This is a genomic window from Paenibacillus sp. JT22N15 (genome assembly GCF_059383755.1).
The window spans coordinates 497412-522026 of record NZ_JBXENV010000002.1 but is presented as its reverse complement, the minus strand read 5'-3'; the positions used below and the strand labels follow the sequence as shown (position 1 = coordinate 522026).

At 48.2% G+C, this 24615-nt stretch carries 22 protein-coding genes; 18 read left to right on the top strand and 4 right to left on the bottom strand.

Annotation, left to right across the window (positions count from 1 at the left end; all coding sequences use genetic code 11):
• Positions 1-111 precede the first annotated feature (111 nt).
• Both AC50X8_RS05910 and AC50X8_RS05905 read left to right on the top strand, forming a co-directional pair.
• Entirely contained in the window at positions 112-1197 is a 1086-nt protein-coding gene (locus AC50X8_RS05910) for a sialidase family protein (protein WP_494879044.1), read from the top strand.
• Between the two features lie 36 nt (positions 1198-1233).
• Positions 1234-1719, top strand: a complete 486-nt coding sequence (locus AC50X8_RS05905) for a NanQ anomerase/TabA/YiaL family protein (RefSeq protein ID WP_494879043.1) — start codon at positions 1234-1236, stop codon at positions 1717-1719.
• Between the two features lie 190 nt (positions 1720-1909).
• Here AC50X8_RS05905 and AC50X8_RS05900 read toward each other — a convergent pair whose 3' ends face one another.
• Positions 1910-3397 carry an MDR family MFS transporter gene (locus AC50X8_RS05900; protein ID WP_056031917.1) on the bottom strand — a complete coding sequence of 496 codons (1488 nt, stop codon included), beginning with the start codon at positions 3395-3397 and terminating at the stop codon, positions 1910-1912.
• 205 nt (positions 3398-3602) lie between these two features.
• Between AC50X8_RS05900 and AC50X8_RS05895 the strand changes: the two genes are divergently transcribed.
• From AC50X8_RS05895 to AC50X8_RS05870, 6 genes are all read left to right on the top strand, one after another.
• Positions 3603-4514: a TetR/AcrR family transcriptional regulator gene (locus AC50X8_RS05895; RefSeq protein WP_056031914.1), complete on the top strand. Its 912-nt coding sequence runs from the start codon at positions 3603-3605 to the stop codon at positions 4512-4514.
• A gap of 206 nt (positions 4515-4720) precedes the next feature.
• Positions 4721-5074: a GNAT family N-acetyltransferase gene (locus AC50X8_RS05890; RefSeq protein ID WP_494879074.1), complete on the top strand. Its 354-nt coding sequence runs from the start codon at positions 4721-4723 to the stop codon at positions 5072-5074.
• A gap of 287 nt (positions 5075-5361) precedes the next feature.
• Positions 5362-5709, top strand: coding sequence for a mediterrocin family bacteriocin (locus AC50X8_RS05885; RefSeq protein WP_494879042.1), 348 nt, complete (start codon positions 5362-5364; stop codon positions 5707-5709).
• A gap of 80 nt (positions 5710-5789) precedes the next feature.
• A complete protein-coding gene (locus AC50X8_RS05880; RefSeq protein ID WP_494879041.1) occupies positions 5790-7754 on the top strand; it encodes a DUF1430 domain-containing protein in 1965 nt (654 codons plus the stop codon).
• Positions 7751-8371, top strand: coding sequence for an ATP-binding cassette domain-containing protein (locus tag AC50X8_RS05875; RefSeq protein ID WP_494879040.1), 621 nt, complete (start codon positions 7751-7753; stop codon positions 8369-8371). Before AC50X8_RS05880 ends, AC50X8_RS05875 begins: the two co-directional genes overlap by 4 nt.
• Positions 8356-8808 carry a hypothetical protein gene (locus AC50X8_RS05870; RefSeq protein WP_494879039.1) on the top strand — a complete coding sequence of 151 codons (453 nt, stop codon included), beginning with the start codon at positions 8356-8358 and terminating at the stop codon, positions 8806-8808. Before AC50X8_RS05875 ends, AC50X8_RS05870 begins: the two co-directional genes overlap by 16 nt.
• Positions 8809-9069: 261 nt before the next feature.
• On the opposite strand, the gene AC50X8_RS05865 is transcribed toward AC50X8_RS05870, so the two are convergent.
• Complete coding sequence (locus tag AC50X8_RS05865; RefSeq protein ID WP_494879038.1) at positions 9070-10272, bottom strand: sialidase family protein; 1203 nt, start codon at positions 10270-10272, stop codon at positions 9070-9072.
• A 433-nt stretch (positions 10273-10705) separates the two neighbouring features.
• Here AC50X8_RS05865 and AC50X8_RS05860 point away from each other — a divergent pair, with 433 nt between their 5' ends.
• The 5 genes from AC50X8_RS05860 (at position 10706) to AC50X8_RS05840 (ending at position 17400) form a co-directional block, all read left to right on the top strand.
• Entirely contained in the window at positions 10706-12286 is a 1581-nt protein-coding gene (locus tag AC50X8_RS05860) for an extracellular solute-binding protein (RefSeq protein WP_494879037.1), read from the top strand.
• 78 nt (positions 12287-12364) lie between these two features.
• Positions 12365-13312, top strand: coding sequence for an ABC transporter permease (locus AC50X8_RS05855; RefSeq protein ID WP_494879036.1), 948 nt, complete (start codon positions 12365-12367; stop codon positions 13310-13312).
• Between the two features lie 11 nt (positions 13313-13323).
• Positions 13324-14196, top strand: a complete 873-nt coding sequence (locus AC50X8_RS05850; protein WP_056031898.1) for a carbohydrate ABC transporter permease — start codon at positions 13324-13326, stop codon at positions 14194-14196.
• Positions 14197-14217: 21 nt separating this feature from the next.
• Positions 14218-15564: a four-carbon acid sugar kinase family protein gene (locus AC50X8_RS05845; RefSeq protein WP_494879035.1), complete on the top strand. Its 1347-nt coding sequence runs from the start codon at positions 14218-14220 to the stop codon at positions 15562-15564.
• A gap of 39 nt (positions 15565-15603) precedes the next feature.
• The gene (locus AC50X8_RS05840) at positions 15604-17400 is read left to right on the top strand and encodes a PrpR N-terminal domain-containing protein (RefSeq protein WP_494879034.1); all 1797 of its coding nucleotides are present in this window, start codon (positions 15604-15606) and stop codon (positions 17398-17400) included.
• Positions 17401-17631: 231 nt separating this feature from the next.
• Here the strand turns inward: AC50X8_RS05840 and AC50X8_RS05835 are convergent, their stop codons facing one another.
• Positions 17632-18462: a sugar phosphate isomerase/epimerase family protein gene (locus AC50X8_RS05835; protein ID WP_494879033.1), complete on the bottom strand. Its 831-nt coding sequence runs from the start codon at positions 18460-18462 to the stop codon at positions 17632-17634.
• 407 nt (positions 18463-18869) lie between these two features.
• Here AC50X8_RS05835 and AC50X8_RS05830 point away from each other — a divergent pair, with 407 nt between their 5' ends.
• The 5 genes from AC50X8_RS05830 to AC50X8_RS05810 all read left to right on the top strand — a co-directional run bounded on the left by AC50X8_RS05830 (position 18870) and on the right by AC50X8_RS05810 (position 23243).
• On the top strand, positions 18870-19910 hold the full coding sequence (locus tag AC50X8_RS05830) for a copper amine oxidase N-terminal domain-containing protein (protein ID WP_056031885.1): 1041 nt from the start codon (positions 18870-18872) through the stop codon (positions 19908-19910).
• Between the two features lie 275 nt (positions 19911-20185).
• Positions 20186-20662, top strand: coding sequence for a VanZ family protein (locus AC50X8_RS05825; protein WP_494879032.1), 477 nt, complete (start codon positions 20186-20188; stop codon positions 20660-20662).
• 185 nt (positions 20663-20847) lie between these two features.
• Entirely contained in the window at positions 20848-22290 is a 1443-nt protein-coding gene (locus AC50X8_RS05820; RefSeq protein WP_494863832.1) for a nicotinate phosphoribosyltransferase, read from the top strand.
• 19 nt (positions 22291-22309) lie between these two features.
• On the top strand, positions 22310-22837 hold the full coding sequence (gene infC / locus AC50X8_RS05815) for a translation initiation factor IF-3 (protein WP_494879031.1): 528 nt from the start codon (positions 22310-22312) through the stop codon (positions 22835-22837).
• Between the two features lie 103 nt (positions 22838-22940).
• Complete coding sequence (locus tag AC50X8_RS05810; RefSeq protein ID WP_494863834.1) at positions 22941-23243, top strand: hypothetical protein; 303 nt, start codon at positions 22941-22943, stop codon at positions 23241-23243.
• Positions 23244-23375: 132 nt separating this feature from the next.
• Here AC50X8_RS05810 and AC50X8_RS05805 read toward each other — a convergent pair whose 3' ends face one another.
• Positions 23376-24614: a cation:proton antiporter gene (locus tag AC50X8_RS05805; protein ID WP_494879030.1), complete on the bottom strand. Its 1239-nt coding sequence runs from the start codon at positions 24612-24614 to the stop codon at positions 23376-23378.
• Position 24615 lies beyond the last annotated feature (1 nt).

Here is a 24615-nt window from a genome sequence, read left to right as displayed (position 1 = left end):
TGCTCGGTTGCACGCTTGAAGGCCGCTTTACTTATGCTTACCGCGAAACGGGCCTTTGCCTTCGCTTCACCGCAAATAGCGCGTTTACGCCAGCCCAAGGGGGATGACGAGATGAGTCGATACATGAAGCCAGTGAAACCACAGCAGCTGCAGCATATTGAAATTTATCGCAAAGACAATGAGTTTTGCTCTTGGCCTTTTAATGGTGGTTTGTGGAAAATAAGTGAAGGAAATATTTTGCTCGCGTTTATGAACATTGACTGTGACTATCAGATTCCTGGAAACCTGAATCATGACCGAGTAGAAACCTTCGGGCGCATCGCTGCTGTCCGTACGCTTGATGGCGGCCGCAGCTGGCAGGAGGCCGCGCAAATCGCCGACAATTACAAGCTGCTGGATCAGCTCCCGTATGGCAAGCCGTATACGTTCGAGGAGGGCTTCGACTTCTCCGACCCCAATACGCTGCTCGAATGCTGGTGTACGCCGAACTCTGCGGTTGATCACGCCCAGGCTTGGGTGAAAATGTCGCGTGACGCAGGCGCGACCTGGAGCGAGCCAGTGATGCTACCGGATTGTGGCATTCCCCGCTATCAAGGCAGGCCATCGTATATTGTGAGGCCAGATGGTGTTGTGCTGCTCTTTCTGACGGCAAGGCCGCGAAATAATCCGCATGATCGCCCCGTCGTCTTCGCTTCGTTCGATGATGGCTGCAATTGGTCGCTTGTGTCGTTAATGCCGCATAGCGAGGAGTATCGGATGATTTGTCCTTCCCCCGTTCTAATGAAGGATGGCGTCATTATGGTTGCAGTCAGATGCAAGCCGGCGATGGTGGCGGCATGGTGCGAGCTTTACGCCTCGGACGATGGCGGGCTGACGTGGCGCTTCGTCTCGCGCATCAACGACCATGGCGATACGGTGCATTTGACGCTGATGGAGGATGGCAGGCTGTTTGCCGTCTATGGCTTCAGAAGGCCGCCATTTGGCATTCGGGCAAGGGTAAGCGAGGATAATGGGCTAAGCTGGGGCCCGGAGCTGATTTTACGTGACGATGGCGGCAGCAATGATCTTGGCTATCCGCGTGCTGTCGAGACGACCGCCGGAGAAATATTGGCGACTTATTATTTCAATGATGCGAAGGATACGATTCAGCAAAGAGGCGGCGTTCGCTATATTGGCGGCACAATACTCAGACCGTAACATGGGATGAATTCATTTATAAAGGAGCGGACTACGATGATCATTAGCGATTTGCGCAGCTGGGAGCAGGAGCCGGGCTGGCTGCCGCCATTTCGGCAGGCACTGGCTTGGCTGGAGCAGGAAGTGACGGAGGATACACCGGCTGGAAAATATGAAATCGATGGCGAGCGCTTATTTGTGCTCGTCCAGCATGTGGAGACCCGTCCGGCGGAAGAGCAGCTGGCGGAGTCTCACAAACAATATATCGACATTCAGCTGCTGCTGAAAGGTCGGGAGCTCATTCGCGTCGCCCGCGATAATGGGGAAGCAGTCGTTACAGCAGACGAGCTGGACAGCCGCGACCGATTGTCGTATAAGGAAGTAAGCGATGAATCGGACATCGTGCTTACGCCCGGCATGTTTGCCGTCTTTTTCCCGCATGATATCCACCGTCCATGCTGCAGCGTTGAAGCGGAAATGACGATACGCAAGGCGGTCGTGAAGCTGCATGTTTCGCTGTTCGAGAATTCGGCGGTTTCTTAACGAAGAAGAGAGTATGAAATAAGCGGTATTATAAGTAGCATCATCAGCAAAGGCATCTGCGATTTGAACGCTCAGATCGCAGGTGCCTTTTTGCATTTTGCATGTAAATAAATGAAGGCTGACTCCTGCAGCGTGCAGGAATCAGCCTTCATTTGTTTATTCATTTACTAAACAACAATGTCTCTTAAAATTAATGGCCCATCATCATCGCAGGGTCTGGTGCATCTTCCTCTTGCTCATGATCATCCTTGAGCTTCGGCTTGCGCAGAATCGTGCTCAATAATACACCTGCTATCGCGATGCCTGCTGCGAGTAAGAAAGTATCGCCAAATGCCAGAGAGGTGCTTTCCAGCATGTTGCCGCCTGCTCCCGCTTCCGTAATATGCGCAGTCGCTTGAGAGGAGAAATAGCCGGTCAGTCCAGCTATTGCAAAGGAAGTAACGACCTGCTGGCTAGCTGAAGTCAGAGGCGTTACGCGGCTGACGAGTCTGCGCGGCGCAGAATTCAGCACATGGGTGTTAAGCGGCATCATCGACAAGCCCATGCCCATACCCATCATGCCAAGTGGAATCATTACCATAACAATGGCTGTATCCACATGAATCCGGGACAACAAGAACAGTGCAATCGTAATCACCGACAAACCGGCCATAGCTAACGGGCGAGCTCCCCATTTATCGAACAGCCGTCCGCTGATTGGCATGAAAATCATCGAGCAGATCGCCATCGGCAGCGTCGTTAGACCACTCTCAAGCGGAGTGAAATCCCTCACGGTTTGCAAATACAGCGGAATCATCAGAATCGAACCGAACAAGGCAATTTGTGAAATCCATGATAAAATAATACTGCGAGTAAAATCGGACGAGCGGAAAACACGCAGCTCCAGCAGAGGCTGCTTCTGAAGCAGCTCAACGATAATAAATAGAATAAGTGCCGATCCGCCTACGATGAGTCCGGTCAACGTTCTGGCCGAGCTCCAGTCGGTACCACCTTCGCTAACGCCGAATGCCAGCATAGAAAAGGCGATAGGGGCCAAGATCATCCCGATAATATCGAGAGCAGGCGTTTTTTGACGTTCAAGCTTCGGCAAATATTTCATACCGACGAATAATGCGGCAATACCGATTGGCAGGTTGATTAGAAAAATCCAGTGCCATGAGGCAAAGCCGATCAGCCAGCCGGACAAAATCGGGCCAATCGCAGGAGCGAGCAGCATAGGAATGCCGAGCATGCCCATAACAGCTCCACGTTTGTTGGCAGGTGCCATTTTGAAAATCATCGCCATCCCGATCGGGGATACCATGCCGCCGCCAATGCCTTGAAGCACGCGGAACAAGATCAGCTGCTCCGGTGTTTGCGCTAATGCGCAGAGCACGGAGCCTAGTGTAAACAGGGCAATGGTAATTAGAAAAATCCGCTTGGCGCCAAATTTATCGGTCATCCATCCGGCAAGCGGAATAACGGCGGATAAAGCAAGGGTATAGCCCGTGATCGTCCATTGGATCGTCTTGAGCGAGCTGTCGAAATAATGCTGCAAATTAGGAACGGCAACATTGACGACGGTACTGTCCAAAATAACCATCATCATCCCAATAATGACGGCAAGAAGCGGCGCCAATATCGATTTGATGGAAAATTCCGGCTCTGAGGCTAACTGTGAAGCATTTGGTGTAGACATGTGTAGGCTCCTCGCCCTCTCTTGGGTTTTGTATGCCGATCTTAGCTCAAAGAAATAGACAGGCTAGCGAGCCGCTCCTTGACGAAGAAGGAGCAGATTTCGTAAGATTGACTAATGGTTTCTTTGTAAAACTGATCGGTCACGCTAGGCTTTATTTTATCGATTTTTTGCTGAAAGTCAAATGATTTTGAGAGAAGGGATTTTATTGAGCCTGATTAGAGACAGAATTATTGAGTCGGCCGTCCGCCATTTTATGGAGAAGGGCTATGTGGCGACATCGATTCAGGATATTTCCGATGATTGCGGAATCGCCAAAGGCTCCTTATATAAATATTTTCCGTCGAAGGAAGAACTATTCAAGGAAGTTCATAAAAGTCGGCAGCAGCTGCTGGATGATCAGCTTTCAGGGATTCTTAAGGAAGAGGGGCTCACGCCTCGTGAAGTTTTTGTGCGGGAAACGGAAGTGACGCTGGAGTTTTTTATGATCAATAAGTTTATTATGCAGGAAATTAAGGAATTAATTAAAACGAAAAAGGAGCTGGCGCCCTTTTTCATCCAAATGAGATCGATGATGTACGACCTTCATAAAAACAGTCTGATCCGCTTGCTTGGTGAACAAATAAAGCCTCATATTTGGGATATGGTGACGGTATATGGCGGGATCATCAAAGAGTTTAACTTCCTGATGATTTTTGAAAATAGACCGATCCGCATCCGGGATATCACCCTCTTTGTTTTAGAGCGGATGGAGGAAATGGCTGCAAATATTTTGGCCAAGCAGGAGAAACCGATTTTAACGGACGTGTTGATGTTCGATATGATAAGCCAAGAAATGAAGAGCAAACAGATATCGATGGAAGAGAAGCGCAGCCAATTGCTGGACGCCTTGCTCGCTGTCATTAAGGAGCTGGCCATTACAGGCTCCAGACGGATCCAACTCGTCGATGCGACCGAGGCGCTTGCTGAGGAATTTGCACGTGACCATCCAAAAGCGGTCATTATTCAGGCACTGCTTGGATTGCTTCAGCAGGAGCATGAGCTTAGGAGCCTCACCTTCCAGCTGGAGAAGTATGTGATGAAGCTTAAGAAGGAACATGAGGACCCTCAGCCATGCTAATTCCGATGTTGCCATACTGCTCGCCGCGGTTCATATGCTGAAAGGTTTGATGATGGGAGAAAGGGGGACAATTCATGCAGCTAAGAGAAATTGAGGAGTGGGACAATGCACAGGTGGAGTCATTGATTCGGACCTGCTTGATTGAGTTTGGAGCGAACAAGCCCAGTACAGCCTAGGCAGATCCCACGCTCGGCGACTTTTACCATCTGTATCAGCAGGAATTCGCGAAATATTGGGTTGTGGAGGAAAATAACAAGTTTACTGCCGGCTGCGGCATCGGCCCGGTTAAGGGTTGCCCAGCCATCTGCGAACTGCAAAAAATGTATGCTCTGCCAGAGTCGCGTAGCACAGGTGCCGCTCTTCAGCTGCTGGACGTATCCTTGGATTTTGCCAAACGCCATTATGAGCAGTGTTATTTGGAGACGCTTGAGAACATGGTCGCCGCCAATAAATTTTATAAAAAGCATGGTATTGTGCAGTTGGTGCAGCCTTTGGCGGGAACCGAGCAGTTTGCCTGCGATGTTTGGTATATGAAAATAACATTCAAGCCTAGTGTGTAGACGATTTTCACCTGAGACAGATGCACGAATAAGCCCCCCTCGTTTGAGTGGAGGCTTATTCGTGCGAAGTTTGTCAAGACAAAGAATAATCAATTATTTCCATTATTTTTATTAACTAGTGAGTCGTTATCGCTATACCCTATTTAGGAAAATACTACAAAAGAAGTATTTACAATATTATGTATTTGTCCTTATAATAGAAAATGTAAGTGTTTCAAGGTGCTTTTTAGCTCCGTTGATAAGCTGGCCGGCTATCATATAAAACAAACTTTTAGGGGGATTTTGACGTGAAAAAGTTACTTCTTTCGACTATGGTTGCTGTATGTGCTTTATCAGGATTTGCATCTAATGCATTTGCATTTGAGAAGGCTTTCGACAATGTTACTGCAGGAAAGACTTTTTCTCAGTCATGGCAATTGGGTGACCAGCAAGTCGGTGTGTGGGAAGTCAAATATGGTTTTAACACAAGCTGGATTAATGAAGATTATACACATGCTTATCATAACTCATTATCAGTAACAGCTATTGTAAGAAATGATACTAACACATTTCAAAATGAGACAAGCGCTCAAAAATGGGCTAAAATTGAAGTAGTTCATAATGGTGCTAAAGTATTCTACAAAATTAAATTCTAAATTTTAAAATTGATAGGGCTGCCGTTCAATTTCCTTGTTGGGGGCTGAACGGCGGCAATAACAGCACGGAGGTTAGTGGCTTGAAGACGATCAAGTATGTTATCAGCTTTTGTATTTTGTTTGTCGGAATGCTTATTATAGGAGAAAGCCACAACTTTCGACTCAATAACTTTTATACCCCTTTTATAAATACAACTTTATACATTCAAGAAAATACTACAGAAAATGAAATGATTCGTGATATTCTGGACTCTGCATCACGTAATGAGGTCGAAGTATTTGCTTTTACCAAATCGTTTAGTAGTATGCAGTTAACCGATATTGAAATCTACGGCACATCGGGTGTCGAACAATATATAAATGAACAATTGAATATTTTTGCACAGGAGTATCCAAGTCTATTTCTGGAGGACTTTCGATTTACATTTAAAGGGATAGAAAGTCTGCAAAATATTAAAGATATCAATGACTACTATGTCATTGGAAACAGCGATAAAGCCAAGGAGTTTAAAATAGGATTAATTGACAAATATGCTGGTAATCATCCTAAAGAGGGCTATAACAGTAGTGAATTAAAAAACAATATTATCATGATCTGGGCTTTGATGGTGTTTGTCATTTTGCTCTTCACTTATTACGATGCTATTTATCAAAAAAAGGAAAGCTTGATCCGAGTTTCGCTGGGAGAGCCAATAAGCAGAATTATTCTGAAAAATATAGCCATAGATACATTCGTATTTTCATTGTTATTCGTAATCATCATTTATATTTTAGCTCCATATACTTACGTTTATTTCGAATTTAAGCTTTCACTCATCTGCTTAATTGTTATGATTGCTTTAAACGCCTCTCTTTACTTCAGTCTGTTTTTTTATAATTTGAAGGAAGCCTTTTCAAATGCCAAGGGTAGCTCTATCAAATTGTTATCCATCAATTACAGTTTAAAACTGGTGACAGTAGTCATTACAATAGTTGTGATCTCAAGCAACATTATTCTTATTTCCGAATCGTATCAGCTATACAAGCAGAAGCCGTTTTTCGAGAAGCATAAGAAATATTCCTATGTGAAAATGGAGTATAACATTAAATTTTATAGTGATGGAACCTATGATGATCGTAGCAAGGAATCGGAGCTTGTTCAGTCCGCGTTTTATAAGCAATTTTTTGGAAAAACAAATGCTAGTATGCTTGTGACGACGCATGGACTTTTGTATGAAAAAGGCATATACACAAATCGGAATGTCCTTAATTATTTGACAGAACACATCAAGGAGTTGCAAGGACTGAAGCTTGATAAGGATATTTACTTTTTAATGCCGCAAACGATGAAAGGTAAGCCGGAAGTCATTGAAGACTTCAAGGATACGGTTAATCAATTTGAAGAGGAAGGTTTCCAATACACTTATGAAGTCATTTATTACGAGGGGCCAATTGAATTGCTGCGTATTGATGAGGATTCAGTGTATGGGAGTGAGCTGGTAAGTAACCCGTTAGTTATTTTCAATAGGATGGATGCTGGTCAATTTGAAATTAAGCCACGTAATACTGGTCATCCTGCTGAAGTAATGTATAACATTACAGATGAACAATTTAACTCTTTTATAAAAGATAACCAATTGATCGGTCATATTTCCTCAAAAACGAATGTTTTTGATAAATTTACACAAAGCTGGAATATTGCGAAGCGGATTTTAATCATGAATTTTATTTTTAGTATGCTGGTTTTGTTTTTGGAATTTATTATAATTAGTTCAATTATTAAATTGGAGTATGATGTGAATGCAGTTGAGCTTTCTGTTAAGAAGGTGCTGGGGCATAGTATCTGGGAGAAGAACAGGAAAATTATGCTTATGACCTTGATAACAACGGTAGTTAGCATAGCTTTGGCAGCAGCAACGGCGATTCTAATTGGTGTAGAGAAGGTTTATTATTTAACCTTCGGAGGGGTTGCCATTCTCCTCTTAGAATTGACTGTAATCTTTTTATTTATACGTCGCTTAGAAAACGCTAAAATTCAAAAAATACTAAAAGGCGGAAGCTTATGATCGAACTGAAAGGGTTGACCAAAAGGTTTGAAGAGAAGGTTTTGTTTTCTGATTTTAATTTAGTTATTCAAGATGGAGAATTTGTCATTTTCTCGGGGCCTAGCGGTTGTGGCAAAACGACACTGCTTAACATGATTGGAGCAATTGAAAAGATAGAACAGGGAAGCATTGTTGTTGATGGAATGGACATTAAGGTTAAAAAGAACCATCTGAACTATTTTAGGACAAAAATCGGATTTTTATTTCAAAACTTTGCTCTGGTAGATAATAAAACGGTCAAAGAAAATTTACAAATGATTCGTAAAGACTGTCAAACGAATCTTACTATGGAGCAAGCATTAGAAATAGTAGGTTTGCAGGATAAACTAAACAAGAAAGTTTATACGCTGTCTGGCGGGGAGCAGCAGAGGGTTGCTTTGGCAAGACTAATATTGAAGAAATGCGACATTATTTTGGCGGATGAGCCTACAGGCTCACTCGATAAACAGAATGCTGAAATGGTTCTACGTATCCTCAAGCAACTTAATAAAGAAGGGAAAACGATTGTGCTCGTTACTCATGATGAGGAAATTAAGAAACAAGGAAGCAAGGTGGTCAACTTATGCGAAAATTGTTGAAAAATAAACCCCTGGTGTTGGTTCTACTGGCACTCCTGCTATTTGGGATTTATAATTTGATATGGCTGCTGCTCATACAAATTCGTTACCATGATTTTATCGAGGCAACTCCTAAATCCATATCAGGCTCGTATATTACAACCAAGGACGGGGATGTATACAATCTGAAAATTCCGGATTATTTACATTTTACAGGGAATTTAGGGATTGTTAGTGAAGGTAGAGAAGAGTCTTTGATTGTTTGGCCTAAAATATTTGGCGGTTATGAATATGGAATTATTTTAAATAAAGATGGACAATCCTATGAAATTTATGTGAATGAGAAAATGGAGCCGATTGACAAAGAAGATGAAAATTCACAAAAACTTCTAAAGGATAACAAGGCCGCAGTTGATGAGTTAATATCCAAGGCAGATGATATGTGGAACATAAAATAATTCATTTTTTGCGGAAATATTATATTTGATATTTGTGATCCTAACCAGGATCAGGCGAGTCGTTGGTTAGTTTATAAGGTCAGCTCTGTTTCAAAATTAAAAAGCAAAAAGAAACCGTCTCTTAGTAAAATGGAGGTACCACCCAACCATTTAATAGGAGACGGTTTATTTGTACATTTAATTAAGTCATAGCATATTCAATGGGAATTTTTTCTGTATTAAGCCTAAGGCTGTGTTTCTAAGTGGCCTTTACTTCGGCGTTTATTCCATCGGGAAGTTGTCCCATGGCCATTTATTTTTGTGAGCGCCCCGTACCCAGTCCTCGGAGAAGCTGACATATTTAATATGCGTTCGGTTCCCGTATGCAAAGCAGGCATGGATCATTCCTTCCTTTGATTGAATGAGAGACGGGTATTCATAACGCCGGTTGTATTGGGTGTTCAGTTCCCCGCAATAATGATCGCCCGTTTCGATATGCCGCATATAGGGCCATGTAACGCCTTCATCCTCGGAAATCGCAATCGTGACAGGCACGCGCTCATAAGGCCAGACAACGACATCCGGATCTTCATTTGCGCGGCAATGGTTGAAAATAATTGCGATGCCGCCGCTTTGCAGCCGGATGGCACGAATGGATGCGTTATTGTTAGGCAGGATAGTACGATCTGGCACGGACCAGCTTTCTCCGCCATCCTCGGAGCGGCTCATATAGATATAATCGGCATTGCGGCTGCGGAAAAAAACGACAAGCCTGCCTGCATCCAATTCTACGATGGACGGATGAACGCGGCCCTTACTGCCCGGAATTTCGACCTCGCGCCAGCTCTCGCCCTGATCGTCGGAAACATGCACAGAACTGTAGTCATAGCCGAACTGCATCGTCTCATCCAGGCTGCTGTACCAGACAGGATACAGCCAGCGGCCGCTTGCGAGCACCGTAACAGGATGACGGCTGAATGTACCCGGCTTCTCGAATAAGGGAGCGCTCTTGCCCCAAGTGTAGCCATTATCAAAGGAAATTCGGCGCTGTACCGTAGACGTATGCTGCATGGCAAAAGGTCCAGTCACATCCCCGCTCCTCAGCTTGGTCTGCCACTCCTCAAGCGTACAGCCGCGCGTATCCATTGAAGTATGAATGGCCCATAGCCCTCCATTGGGCGCTTGGAACAGCGAAGGGTTCTGATCCGATTTATTGAAATCATCCGATAGCCGCAGCGGCATGCTCCACTTCGATTCCTTCGCATTCAAGCGCGAGAGGAACACCTTAATATCTCCAGCCCCTTCATCCGATCCTCCAAACCAAATGCACAGCAAATCGCCATTAGCCAGTTCAATTAAAGCGGGAGCATGATTGGAAGGCTGATCAGTGGGCAGCATCGCCTCAATCATGTCCGATTCATGATCCCAATAACATTGTCCCTCGGCCAGCATTTTTTTGAGGTTAACAATCTGTGTGTGGTCCATCCTAAAAACCTTCTTTCGTTCATATTGGCATTACTGTTGCTAAATGAAACGAAACAATGGAGAATCTATGCAGACTCAATATGTAAGCGCTTTAATTTCATGCTACAGCCTTTATTTTTTAAAGTCAATGCTCTAATTTCATTATAAAATGAGGCATCTGAAGCGATGATGCTTCAACTAAAGGAAAGGAAATCACTACTAATTGTTGCAAATGCCAAAAGGTGAACTTCACCAGAAGCGGGAGTTTAGAAAAAATGATTGCAATTTGCTCTATTTTGCGATAATTTAGATACAAGAAAGCGATTACATTTCACAGGAGGTCAATCAATTTACCAGAATGTGTTGTAATAAGCAACATTCAATGAAGCGGAGATGTTCAAATTGTTAGTGCTTACTTATGCAAGCCAAATGACAATTGGGGGAGAATGCTCAAATGAACAACAAATGGAATTGGAAATCCGTTACAACGATGTCGATGGTACTACTTCTTGCATTGACCGCTTGCTCCAATGGAGGAAATAAGGCGGCTCCGTCAGCTTCAACGGGTACAAATGAGGGATCGGCCGGAGGGACGACAACCTTTTCCTATATGATGGCGGGAAAATATACGAATTGGCTACAGGATTTGAATTGGTACCCTGTGCTTGAGGAAAAGACGAATACGAAGGTTGAACTGGTGAATGGCGGTGAAGATGATGATGCTTACAAGAAAAATTTGGAGCTCAAAATCGGCTCCGGCCAGTTCCCGGATTCCGGCATCGTCTCGCTGGCACAATCTGAGGTATATGGCGGACAAGGGCTGTTCATTGATCTAAAGCCTTATATTGATAAATTCGCGCCCAATATTAAAGCTTATCTGGATGCGAATCCGGATTATGCCAAGCTGATGACGACGAAGGATGGCGAAATTTTTGGCTTGGCGCAGGAATATCCGACGATATCGAATGTAACCTTTTACCGGGCGGATATGTTTGAGAAGGCGGGCATTACGGCGAACCCGACGACGGTTCAGGAGTTTACAGATGTACTGAAAAAGCTGAAGGAAGCGTACAAGGACACGGCCAATTTTTACCCATTCACAGGGCGAGACGGCTTTTTGAAGTTTCAGGAAGCTTTTGCGGCTAATGACAAAATCGTCGATGGCAAAGTGCAAGGCATTTATGAGAATGGCAAAGGATCGGATATTTATTCACCAGGCTTTAAATCGCTCATCGAGTGGTATGCGCAAATGTACCAAGATAAGCTCATTGATCCAGAATGGGTAGCTGGCACTGCGACCGAGGAATCGTGGCAGACGAAAATGCTGACGGGCCAAGGCGCAATCAGCAGCGACTTCTTCACACGTCCATCGTGGTTCATGAACAACGGCGGACCGGAAAATGATCCGAAATACAGCATTAAAGTAATGGAACCGTTCAAAGACGCTGACGGCAATCAGACGATGCTGCCCCCAACTGAGGAGAAATACAGAATGGACCGGGTTTTCGTCATTAATGAGAAGGCGGAGGACAAAGCGGAAGGCATTATCAAATTTATGGATTACATGTTCTCGGATGAGGGCAGAACGCTGATGGACTACGGTGTAGAAGGCAAGTCGTATAAGGAGGAAGGCGGCAAGAAGACATTTACCGTCAAATTCGAGGAGCAGGGCAATAAGCCGATTGGCACGCCGGTATGGAACTTCCTTCAGGATCGCCTGACGTTCCCGGTACCTGTCAACAATGAAGCGTATTACCAGTGGATGGATGATTTGACGAAGTCTTTTGCAACAACGTTTTTCGATAAATATACATCCAAGGAATTCAACTCGCTGAAATATTCAACGGATCAATTGAAAGAAAGAACGGTGCTTCTCGCGAATGTGAAGCAGGCACTTAATGCATCGCTTGTGAAATTCATCAGCGGCCAGCGCAGCCTGACGGAGTGGGATGCTTTCCTTGGCGAAATGGAGCAGGCAGGCTACAAAAAGCTGACCGAAATCGACCAGGCCGCATACGACGCTATGTCTAAATAAGCTTTAGGCGGCTCCTTTCGCTCCGGCGTAGGGGAAGAGAGGGGCTGCCCTTCAATTTGAATCCAGAGGTGGGCTGAGATGAGCTCAATCGTAAAACGGGCAACATCCAAAAACAGCGGACTGCTTAAGCGGATGTGGGACGCCAAAATTTTATATTTGATTTTGCTGCCGGGTCTGGTTCATTTAATTCTATTCAAGCTGCTGCCGCTGTTCGGGCTGGTCATTGCGTTTCAGGACTACAGCATATTCAAAGGCATAATGGGCAGCAAATGGATCGGCCTCGAGCATTTCAGCAAGTTCATGAGCGACCCTTATTTCTGGAAGCTGGTCAGAAATACATTGCTGCTCGCTTTTTTCAATCTGCTGTTTGTGTTTCCGCTTCCGATTATTTTCGCCTTGTTCGTTAACGAGGTGCGGTTGTCGGCGGTGAAGCGTTTCGTGCAGACGCTCAGCTTCTTCCCTTATTTTATATCATCAGCGGTTATCGTTTCGATTTTGTATAAAGTGCTGTCGCCGCAGGGTGGACTGGTGAACCAAATGCTGAATTTCGCAGGTTTTGAAAGCGTATTCTTCATGGCTGATCCCGGCTGGTTCCGCCCGCTGTACGTCATGCTTAACGTATGGCAGCTATTCGGCTACAGCGCCATTATTTATATGGCGGCGATGACGAGCATCGACCCGCATCTGTATGAAGCAGCGGACATTGATGGCGCGAACCGATTTAAGAAAATTATTCATGTGACGCTGCCGTCGATTTCCAGCACGATTGTCGTCATGTTCATTTTGGCTATCGGCCAAATTTTGACCGTCGATCTGGATAAAATTTTGCTTATGTACAATCCGAGCATTTACGATACGGCGGATGTCATTCAAAGCTACGTGTATCGCCAAGCGTTCGCAAGCGACGGCTTCCCGAATTACAGCTTTGGCGCGGCTGTTGGCCTGATGCAGTCTGTCATTGCTTTCGTGCTCGTGATGATGGCGAATAAAGTGTCGAAAAAATATTCCGAGTCCCGGTTGTTCTAGGAGGCGGCAAGATGAAGAAGTTTAGCTGGTTTGATCTGATCAACAACACTTTGCTTGTCCTTGTCGCCTTGCTGTGCGTCTACCCGTTCGTGCTCATTATGGCTACATCCTTAAGCGACGGCAAAGCGGTCGTGGCAGGCTCGGTATATTTGCTGCCGAAGGGCATCAATCTCGAAGCATACAAATATATACTCGGCAATGAACGGCTTGGGGTAACGGCAGGGCTGCTGAATTCTTTATTTTATACGGTCGTTGGCGGCTTTGTGGCGGTGCTGGTGACGTTCATGACGGCCTACCCGCTGTCGCGCAAAAGGCTGGTTGGGCGCTACACGATTATGCTCCTGTTTCTATTCACTTGGGTGTTCGAGGCGGGAATCATTCCGAACTATATCGTCTATAACGGGCTGGGGCTGGTCAATTCCTGGCTGGTCATGATTTTGCCGATGGCGGTCAACACCTTTCTGCTCATTATTACAAAATCCTTCCTCGACGAGCTGCCCTATGAGCTGGAGGAGGCGGCCGTTATCGATGGCGCGAACGATTGGCAAATCATGTGGCGGGTGTTTTTCCCGCTCAGCAAGCCGATTATTGCAACGATCAGCGTATTTAATGCGGTCTACATTTGGAATCAGTTCCTCATTCCGATGATTTATTTGCAGGACCGCAGCATGCAGCCGATTACGGTCATTCTCTACAATATGATTATTAATTCCAGCAAGGGCGGTACTTCGCTTGAAAATATTACGGTAAACGGCGTGCAGCTGCTGCCGCAAAACCTGCAAGCGGCCTCGATTTTTCTTGCGGTTGTGCCGATTTTGCTTATCTATCCGTTTACGCAAAGGTTTTTCACGAAAGGAATGCTGCTTGGTTCGGTCAAAGGCTGATCTTGGACGCGGGGTGATGACTTGAAAATTGCAATAATCGCAGATGATTTTACAGGCGCTAACGACTCGGGCGTTCAGTTCGCAAGAAGCGGTCTCAAAGCTTCGGTTCTGCTTAATTTTGATGAAAACACAGCCGCAGCCCTCGATGACGACGTTGTGATTATAGATACGGACAGCCGCTCGCTTGGTGCTCAAGAGGCTTATGATCGCGTGCGGACGGCGGCTGAATATGTGAAGACGAAGCCATTTGATGTGATTTTCAAAAAGGTGGACTCGACGCTCAGAGGCAACTTTGGCGCAGAATTCGATGCGCTGCAGGACGTGCTTCAGCCGGATTTTATCGTCTGTACGCCTGCCTATCCGGAATACAACCGTACGGTGAGGGACGGTTCTTTATATTTAAATGGACAATTGCTGCATGAGACGGAATTTGCGCTTGATCCGAAGACGCCGATTACCATCTCCGGCATTCCTGAGCTTATTCGCAGGCAATCCGAGCGTGCAGTGGCTCAGATTTCGAGCGCAGATATGGCGCTTGGTCACGCGCATTTGAAGCAAAGGCTTGCTGAACTGGCTGCTGAAGGATGCCGTTATCTCGTATTTGATGCGCAAAGCGAGCAGGAGCTGCGCGGGATCGTATCGCTGTTTGAGGGGCTTGAATATCGCATCATATGGGCAGGTTCGGCTGGATTGGCAGGGTGCCTGACAACAGCTGGCGGTACCGTTCATGAAGCGGTGCTTGAGCTGGCGACGAGTGATGCCCCAGTGCTTGCTGTTATCGGGAGCGTCAATTTTAAGACGCGCCAGCAGCTCGCCTTGCTGCTTGCTGAGCCGCAGGTTGCTGGTATTCGGCTGGCGGCGCATGTCATGGTTGCACCTGATGCGGCTTGCAACGCCGAGCTAAAGCGCGTATACGCTGCGGCGGCACTTGCCTTGCAGCAGGGGAGGCCAGTCGTGCTCTATTCCTCCGGCGAACAAGAAGAGATCAAGCTTGCAATGGAAGCTGGAAGCAAGCTGGGCATGGGACAGACGGAAGTCAGCGACAGGATTGCGGAAGCGCTTGGCCGTACGGCCGCACAGCTGGTTGAGGCGTATGGCTTGAATCGCCTCATCTTGACGGGAGGCGATACGGCGAAGCAGTTTTGCCGCTTCGCCGGTATGGAGAAGTTCCGCCTGCAGGGCGAAGTGGAGACGGGCGTGCCGATTGGGTTATTTTCAGGAGCAAAAGAAGTGTATGGGGTAACGAAGGCGGGCGGCTTCGGCTCGGGCGATGTATTCGTCCGCACGCTGCACCTGCTGCAAGGAGGAGGGGGTGGCAGCACGCCGCACCCTGCCGGGCACAATACTGTTCATTCGGATCGCGTTTAGCTATAATGAGTGTATTAAACTGCAACGGTGATGATGAGGATGAAAATAAAAATAGTAGTAGTTGCCCCTTACCCGGGGCTCGTGGAGCTGACAACAAGCTTGCGGGAAGAGCTGAAGGAATTCGAAATCAAGGTGCTGCAGGGCGATTTGTCCGAGGTGCTGCCGCTCATGAACCGCATCCATCTGGACGGTTACGATGTCATTATTAGCCGGGGCGGAACGGCTCGACTGCTGCGCAAGCATTCGTATTTGCCCGTCATTGACATTCAGGTGTCCGGTTTTGATATTATGCGGATTTTAATGGTTGTGAAGGGCTATCAGGCCAAGATCAAAATGATCGGCTTTCCTAATATTATAGAGGGCTTTATTTCGGTATCCGGTTTAATGGAGGTTGATATTCCTTATGCCTCGGTTCAACAGGAGAGCGAGGTGGACGAGGCGCTGCGGCTTGCGAAGGCTGAGGGCGTCAAAGTCATAGTAGGCGATAACATTACGGTGCGCAAAGCCAATGAACATGGCATGCAGGGCGTGCTCATTACGTCTGGGCGCGAGTCGGTGCTTGAAGCGTTCGCTCAGGCGAAGCAAATTTATAAAGTGTCGGAAAGCTACAAGCAGAAGAAGCTCGCTTTCGAGCGGCTGCTGGACACGATGGATACCGGCTATGCCATTGTGAATGACAAGGGCATTATCCAATTTTCTAATGAAGCTTTTAATGCGTGGTTCCACTTGCCTGAAAATCAAACCGGGCTGTACGCCGATTATCCCGTATTCAGCCGTTATATGGCTGATTTGGACAAGGGCGTTGCTTTGGAGCTGCTCGTGCAGCTGGATGGGCAGCGCCAGGTCGCCGTATCTGGCGGCAAAATGAATGATGATGCTGGTGGCGGCATGTTTTATTTGAAGGTTCGCCCTGTAGATCAGCCGGGCTCTGGCATAACGATGATGTACACAAGCAAGCAGGATAATGCCTTCCCGCCGCTCGTAATGACCGATCATGAATTTGCTGGGCAGTCGCCTTCCGAGCGTGCTTATCCGCTTGCTGTGTTTGGCGAGACGGGAGCAGGCAAGCGGCTGTTTGCGATTAAGCGCTGGAGCTCCATGCCGCAGAGCGGCAGTGAAATGATTGAACTGTCCGTCACAAAGCGTTATGATGCAGCAGCGCTCGCTGCGTTAAGGAAGCTGCTGTCAACGGACAATGAGGAGCTTATTATTTATATCCGCGGTGTTGACCAGCTGTCGCTGGCTGATCAGCGCGAGCTGGCGCCAGTGCTTGCCGCAGCGCCGGGCAAAATCATTTTATCGTTTGACCGCAGTCCACTGGAACTGAAAAGCAGCAATGCGCTAGACGGCAAGCTCTGTGATACGTTTGCCGGGCGAATTGTCAGCATGCCTCCGCTGCGGGAGCGGCTGGATGATCTGGACGAATACATCCGCACGTTCCTTATTATGTACAACGAGCGTTATGGCAAGCAAATTGTCGGCCTGCGCCCGGAAGTAATGGAGGCGCTGCGCACACATGAGTGGCACGGCAATTTGTTTGAGCTGCGCAACGTCATTGATCAATTTGTCAGAAGCTCCGACGGCGAATATGTGGAAGCGGAGCGAGTGGAGCTGCTGAAGCAGGCGGGCTCCGGCTTAGGTGCCGGGGGCCATGAAAGCTCCGAGCATTCTTCTGAAGCAGGCGGGCTTGATTTGAGCAAGACGCTTGATGAGATTGAATATGATATTATTCGCACAGTGCTGGAGCAGGAGGATATGAACCAATCTGCTGCTGCCAAGCGTCTGGGCATTAACCGCTCGACGCTGTGGCGCAAAATGAAGCCTTCCGGCTCATAAACGATTGAAGCCTCCGGCTCACCATGGGTGTATTGGATATAACATGTAAGTTGCATGCAAGCAAGAAGAAGCCTTTCCCTCCCGTATGGATAACGGTAGAGAAAGGCTTCTTCCCTATGCGAGCAGCAACGCTATGTATGATACAAATACGTCATTGCTTATTTATTTAATGCGTCAGACCACTTAGTGGTAGCCGTTAGCCTATTCGCTAGCTGTCTTTCTTATGAATAACTAAGCGATATAAGGCTGAACCACAGCCTTCACCCGCTCCAGCCCCTCCCACATATCTCCCGGCCCATCATAGACGAGCACGTATGCGCCATCAAAACCGGAAGCTTGTACCTGATCAAGGCAGCGGCGAAGCTCGTCCTGATCGGGATATCCATGCTCATTATTTATCGCTTTCACATGAATGGATACGCTGTGCACAGCTGTGCGGCCAATATCCTCATATTTGGCTGGTCCGCTGAAATTTCCGAAATCCGTAATGAGATCAAGCGAATCCCCTGCCTGTTCCAGCAGCTCCATACAGCTGTCGCCGACACTCGTAAGCAATTTAAAGTTTTCGGTTACGATCTTCACCCCGCGCGCGGCGCCGTAATCCACCAGCTTAATTAAAGCTTCGGCAGACTGGCGAATGGCCGCGTGATCGGTTGGCTCTGCTTCGCCGGCGATAATGCGGACCTGCTTGGCCCCACAAGCTGCCGCTACGTCGATCCATTGCTGCATGAGCTGATAGTCAGCTTCTCGGCGTGCCGCCTCGGGAGAAGTTAGATCGCCATAATCGACGAGCAGTGTGTCAAAGGATAGACATGCAGCCGAAAAAGAATCTCTTAGCTGCTGCAAATAAGCGGCTTCCGTAGATGGGAAATGGAAATGGCATACCTCGATGGCTTGATAGCCTTTGGCTGCTGCGACAGCTGGCAGCTCCAGCAGTGTCAGCTCCAAGGGCTGCTCATGATCAGTCGTTTGGTGGGTTTGCGTTTCAGCATCCCAGGACGTCCAATGAAGCGGGCCAAGCAGTCTATGCAGGCTCCAGCTGTTCAGCGATAAATATGACATACAACATCCCGCCTTATCTTTTCATGTGGATTAGGAGCTGCGAGGAAATTAGCGGTACTTTATTTCGTCGCAGTCTCTTACATTATAAGGTTATTGTACCATGCGCAAAATTTGCCGCAAGAGACTTTCCTTTTTTCGCAATGCCTTGCAGTGGGCTGAAAGGAGCTAGGACAATGGGGGCCAAATGCAATAGGTGGCGAGAATAATGTCGAATCCAATCGAATGAGGGCTGAATGCGGACTGAATGCGGACAAAACCCGATTTTGAATATAAGAGCCGAGTCCCTTGCTGCTGCTTCCCATTTAAGAGATGATTTTAGGAAAAGCACGGTTTCTATTTTGCTTGCTGCTGGCTAAGCCATCTGGGAGCAAGGGAGCCGGGCGAGGAATGGAGTGAACGACTACCCAATGAAAACATTTAAAATTAAATCTGTTATGCTTCTCGGCCTTATGCTTTGCATGCTGCTGCCTCATGCGGCCTCGGCGCAGGGCGATTCCAGTTCCAATAAAGCGATTGTTGCACAGCCGCTTCCCGTCAGCCTGGCCTTTGATGGACAGAAGCTGGAGTTGCCAAGCGGTCAATACGTATTTGAATATAAGAGCCGGACTTATGTTCCAGTTAGATTCGTCTCTTATGCGCTTCAAAAGACGGTGAAATGGAATAGCGAGACGGCGACGGTAACGGTAGCTGAACCAACGGCGGAAGAAGCGGCGGCATTGAAAAAGCAGCTTGCTGGCGCGATTGCGGATGATGAGGCTGCCGCTGCGGCGACTGCTTCACCAGTATCAATTAGACTGACAGAGGTGCAGGCTTCCTTCGTGTTTGAAGGAAAGGAGCAGGCTTTGCCTGCGAATCAGTCCGCTTTTTATTACAAAGGGTCGATTTATGTGCCGATCCGCTTTATGGCGGAAGCATCCGGCGCTGCAATTAAATGGGATAGCAAGACAGGCGCTGTAACTGGCGAAACGGCCGCTTATCAGCAGGAGCAGGCCGAAGCAGGCGGCAGTGGAGGGAGCGGCGAAGGCTCGGCGGGAGCCGGCAGCACGCAGCCAGGTACCGGGGAAGGCAGCCAGCCAGGCACCGGAGGAAGCAGCCAGCCTGGTACAGGCGGCGGCGGAGCAGTCGACAATACGCCGAAGGTGGCGTATGAGGTTATTACAAGCGAGGCAGAGGGCAAGCTTGATACGCTCAAAACCGAAGCGACCTCGACGCTGACGAATTTGTATATGTCGTTTGTGGCAGCGCGAGATGAAGCAACGAAGGAGCAGCTGAAGCTGCAGGCCCAGACGGAGGTTGCCCGGATCAAAAGCGATTTCGAAGCGATATTAGCGGATACGGCAGCCAAGCTGACGGCTAACGGCCACAGCACAGCTGTTATTGCGGAGTACCGCGCCGCATTTGAGAAGGATTTGGCGACTGTGCTTTCCTATGCTGAATCGTTGGCGTAATGCCCTGAATGCCATAAGAAGCTCCTTCTAAAGCGGGCAGGTCGCTTTGAGCGATGTATAGCCAGTCGATGAAAGGTCCCCGATCCAAAGTCGGGGGCTTTTCGTTTATTTTTAACAGGTTATGCGTGCGCAAGTTGTAGGTCGGAAAGAAAATTTGATACAATTAGGATCAATCATGAAACGTTTTGTTTCGAAAGAGCGGAATGAAGGGATAGGAGCTGATCAAGGTGGAAACTAGGAGCAATCGTTATATAATAGGAATATGGCTTGTTGTTTTGGCAGCTTGGATTTTGTTTGTTTTTCATCTCTCCTCGCAGTCCTTCGACCAGCAGACGATTAGGCCAAAGCTGCAAGCGTGGATCGGGAAGGAGCAGCTGATCCGGCTGTTGCCTGATTTGTCGATCACGTATTTAGGCAAGACGATTGAGGCCAAAACGAATCCGTATCATTTTGTCGAATTTGTTTTTCGCAAGAGCGCCCATCTGTTCGTTTATGCTATGCTAGGAGCAATCTGGTTTATGCTGCTGCGCGTCGTCATGAAGGGACGTATGCTTGCGCCAGCGATGCTGTCGCTTTTAGCGGCGGTGACCTTGGCAGCGCTCGATGAGCGAAACCAATTAACCAGCCTGAACCGAACGGGCAATCGTATGGATGTGGTCGTTGATTTTACAGGAGCGTGCATCGGAATTGTGGTGTGCCTGCTTCTGCTGGCAATGGTAAAGCTGTTATACAGAAAAGGAAGGTCGCGTTAAATTAAAATATAGGATTGGATATGATCTTCACTTCCTTTCCCTATATTTCTCGGACTGTAACGCGCTGCTCCGCCAAAGGATGACGACAGCCGTTTCACCTTGAAAGCGCCGCCGTTCATCAGGCATGGACACTCCTTCTTCGCAGCCCCTGTCAGACATCATTTAGAACGGAGTGACTTGTGTCTGTGAATAGCGCAAATTTAACGCTGCATACGGATAAATACCAAATCAACATGATGTATGCGCATTGGAAAAATGGAACGGCAGATACGCCAGCGGTATTCGAGGCGTATTTCCGCAAGCTGCCTTTTGGCAATGGATATGCTGTATTTGCGGGACTTGAACGCATTGTAAAATATATAGAAGAGCTATGCTTCGGGGAAGAGGAGCTTGCGTATTTGGCTGAGCAGGAGGAGCAGTACGAGCCCGCTTTTCTCGAACGGCTGCGGCAGTTCCGTTTCAAGGGCAGCATGTACGCGATGGAGGAAGGCACGGTCGTCTTTGCGGGTGTGCCGCTCATTCGCGTGGAGGGCACCATATTTGAATCGCAGCTTATTGAGACGGCGCTGCTGAACTTCATGAATTACCAGACGCTGATTGCGACGAAAGCGTCGCGTATTGTGCAGGTTGCGGACGGCGATACGCTGCTGGAGTTTGGGACAAGACGGGCGCAGGAGGCGGATGCTGCCGTGTGGGGCGCGCGTGCCGCTTATATTGCCGGCTTCCACGCTTCGTCCAATATGCGGGCGGGGATGCTGTTCGGCATCCCGGCTAAAGGAACGCATGCCCACTCCTGGGTGCAGGGACATGATACGGAGGAAGAGGCTTTCATGAAATATGCCGAGGCGCTGCCGGATCAAGTGACGCTGCTCGTCGATACGTACGACACGCTGGAAAGCGGCGTGCCGAATGCAATTAAGACGGCTCGCTGGCTGGAGAGCCAAGGCAAGCAGCTCAGCGCGATTCGCCTCGACAGCGGCGACCTCGCGCTACTATCCAAGGAGGCGCGCAAGCAGCTGGATGCTGCGGGGCTGCCGCATGTGAAGATCGTCGCATCGAATGATCTCGATGAGACGCTGATCTTTAACCTCAAGGCGCAAGGGGCGCGCATTGATATCTGGGGCGTGGGCACGCAGCTGATTACCGCTGCGGACCAGCCTTCGCTGGGCGGCGTGTACAAGCTGACCGCACGCTGGAAGGACGGGCGTTACGTGCCCGTCATCAAGCTGTCTGCGAATCCCGAGAAGGTGACGACGCCGGGCCGCAAGGATGTGTTCCGTATCCGCAACCTGAATACGGGACTGGCGCGGGCTGATTATATTGCGTTATGCGGCGAGGAAGAGAAGCCGGACGGCAGCAGGCTTAAGCTATTTGATCCGCTGCACCCGTATATATACAAATACGTGAGCAACTACGAAGCGGTCCCGCTGCTGAAATGTATTTTCGACAAGGGCAGTCTCGTTTATGAGCTGCCGTCCCTTTCGCAGGTTAGGCAGTTTCATCAGGAGCAGCTAAGCAGCTTCCTGCCGGAAGTGAAGCGCAAGCTGAATCCGGAATTTTATCCGATTCATCTAAGCGAGAAAACGTGGCAGATGAAGATGGACCTGATTCAGCAGCATCAAGAGTAGCTGTGCGATTAGCTGGGTAATGAGAATAGAACAGAGCAGCAGAAAGAAGGTTGTTACGATGCTGATGAATGAGAAAATCAAAGCTTCTGAGGTGGAGCTGACGGGCTTGAACGGCGAGCCGCTTGGTGTCGTTTCCCGCGCAGAAGCGCTCGCGCTGGCGAAGCAGCACAAGGCAGATCTCGTATGCCTGTCCATTATGAGCAGTCCGCCTCCCTGCAAGCTGATGGGGCGCGGTACAGCGAAGCAGGAGGCCAGCCAGGCCAAGCGGCAGGAGAAGGCACAAGGCCAGCCAGCGAAGGTAAAGGAGCTGCGTCTCGGCATTGATATTGAGCAGCATGATTACGACACTAAGCAGCGCCAGGCTGTGAAGCTGCTGGAGTCGGGCCATGCGGTGCAGCTCGTCGTGCGCGTTCAAGGAGGCAAGCAGGGGGCTGCTGGCAAGACGCTGCTGGAGCGCCTGCTCGCTGATCTTACAGAGCAAGGCAAGCCGCAGACAGGCATTCAAGTAAGCGGCAAGCAAGTAATGGTACAGGTCAATCCGTCGTGAATAGGCGCTTCATTGCCGATTTAGCATATTTTGGGATGCCCGAAGCATAAAAATCAGTTATAGTAATTATACAGAGGTAAATACTAACGCTGAGGTGATTCTAATGCCATTAAAAACACGCATTCAAGAGCTTAAAGCTCAACTTCCGAAGGAACATCAGGAATTATCCCATTATGTAGAGCATGCCTTGCAGGCGTTGGAAAACTTTGAGTCAGAGCATCGCCGTTTCGCTGCTGCACAGGCAGTAGCCGGAGTGAGAATTTCGGGCGCGGAGGAAATTGTCTTTTACGACACAATTGCCAAGATCAAGGAAGAGCTTGTGAACACCTTGCATAAGACAGTGGAGGACTACGTTCACAAAGGCGATAAAAATTGGAACAAAAACTTTAAAGACGGCATCGACTAGGACGTCAAGCTAAAACGCCAAGCTAAATAACCCAACTATAAAAAAGCAAGCCTGCCTTGACCCGCGAAAATAACACTTCGTCGGTTGGGGCAGGCTTGTTAAATTTTTAGGCTGCAAAGGCAGACCCGTCGTTTAATTGGAAACGTCCGGCTCTTTGATGGGTTCTTTGTCTTTAGCCTTCTTGCGGTCAAAGTGGAATACTTTGTTCATGCCGTTGTAGATGAGCTTGGATTCCTTGGTGAGCAATGGCCCCAAAATCGCAAGCAGCAGAACATACAAGGCAGCAAATGGCTGAAGCAGTTCCATTAATCCTCCGGCTTTGCCGAGATTCGCCATAATAATCGAAAACTCGCCGCGCGAGACGATCGTCAGACCGATATTCGCGGACGCTTTAGGCGAAAGTCCTGCGCTTTTCCCCGCCAGCATGCCTGCAAGCACGTTGCCGAACAGCGTAATGGCAACAGCACCTAGCGATAGCCATACTGCGCCTCCAAGCGCCGTCGGATCAATCGTCAGACCGAAGCTGAAGAAGAAAATCGCACCGAAGAAATCGCGGAAAGGTAAAATCAGATGCTCGATCCGCTTCATATGAGCGGTTTCAGCTAGCACTAGTCCAACTAGAAGGGCGCCGATTGCCTCAGCGACGTGAATCGTTTCGGAGAAGCCTGCGACGAGGAATAAAGCCCCGAAGATCAGCAGAAGAAACAATTCGTTCGAGCGGATGTTTAATATTTTATTCAACAGAGGAACAGCCTTGCGTCCAACTACGAGTACAAGGAGCATAAATCCAAGCGCATAGGATGCGGAGAGGAGTACGCCGCCAAGCGAGCTGGAGCCGCTGAGTACAAGACCGGAGAGGATGGAAATATACACAGCGAGGAAAACATCCTCGAACATAATAATGCCGAGTATCATCTCGGTTTCCCGATTCGCGGTTCGTTTCAAGTCCACGAGCACCTTCGCAACGATGGCGCTTGAAGAAATCGTTGTAATACCGGCCATAATGAGCGTTTCCTCAAGCGGGAAGCCTAGGGAGAAGCCATAGACAAGTCCAAGCGTGAAATTGATAATAATATAAATCGTACCGCCGACGGCGATGTTTTTTCCCGATTTCATCAGGCGTCCGACCGAAAATTCCAGACCGAGATAAAAGAGCAGGAACAGCACGCCTAAGCGGCCGAGAAATTCAATGAAGGGGGCGCTTTCGATAAAGCGGAAGTCGAAAACGCCGAATTTAGGAGCATGCGGCCCCACAGCCATCCCGATCAAAATATAAAACGGAATGACTGAAAATTTTACTTTATTTGCTATTAAGCCGACTAGGGCAATCAAAGTGACGGCGAGACCAATCTCCAGCACCAGATGATCCATA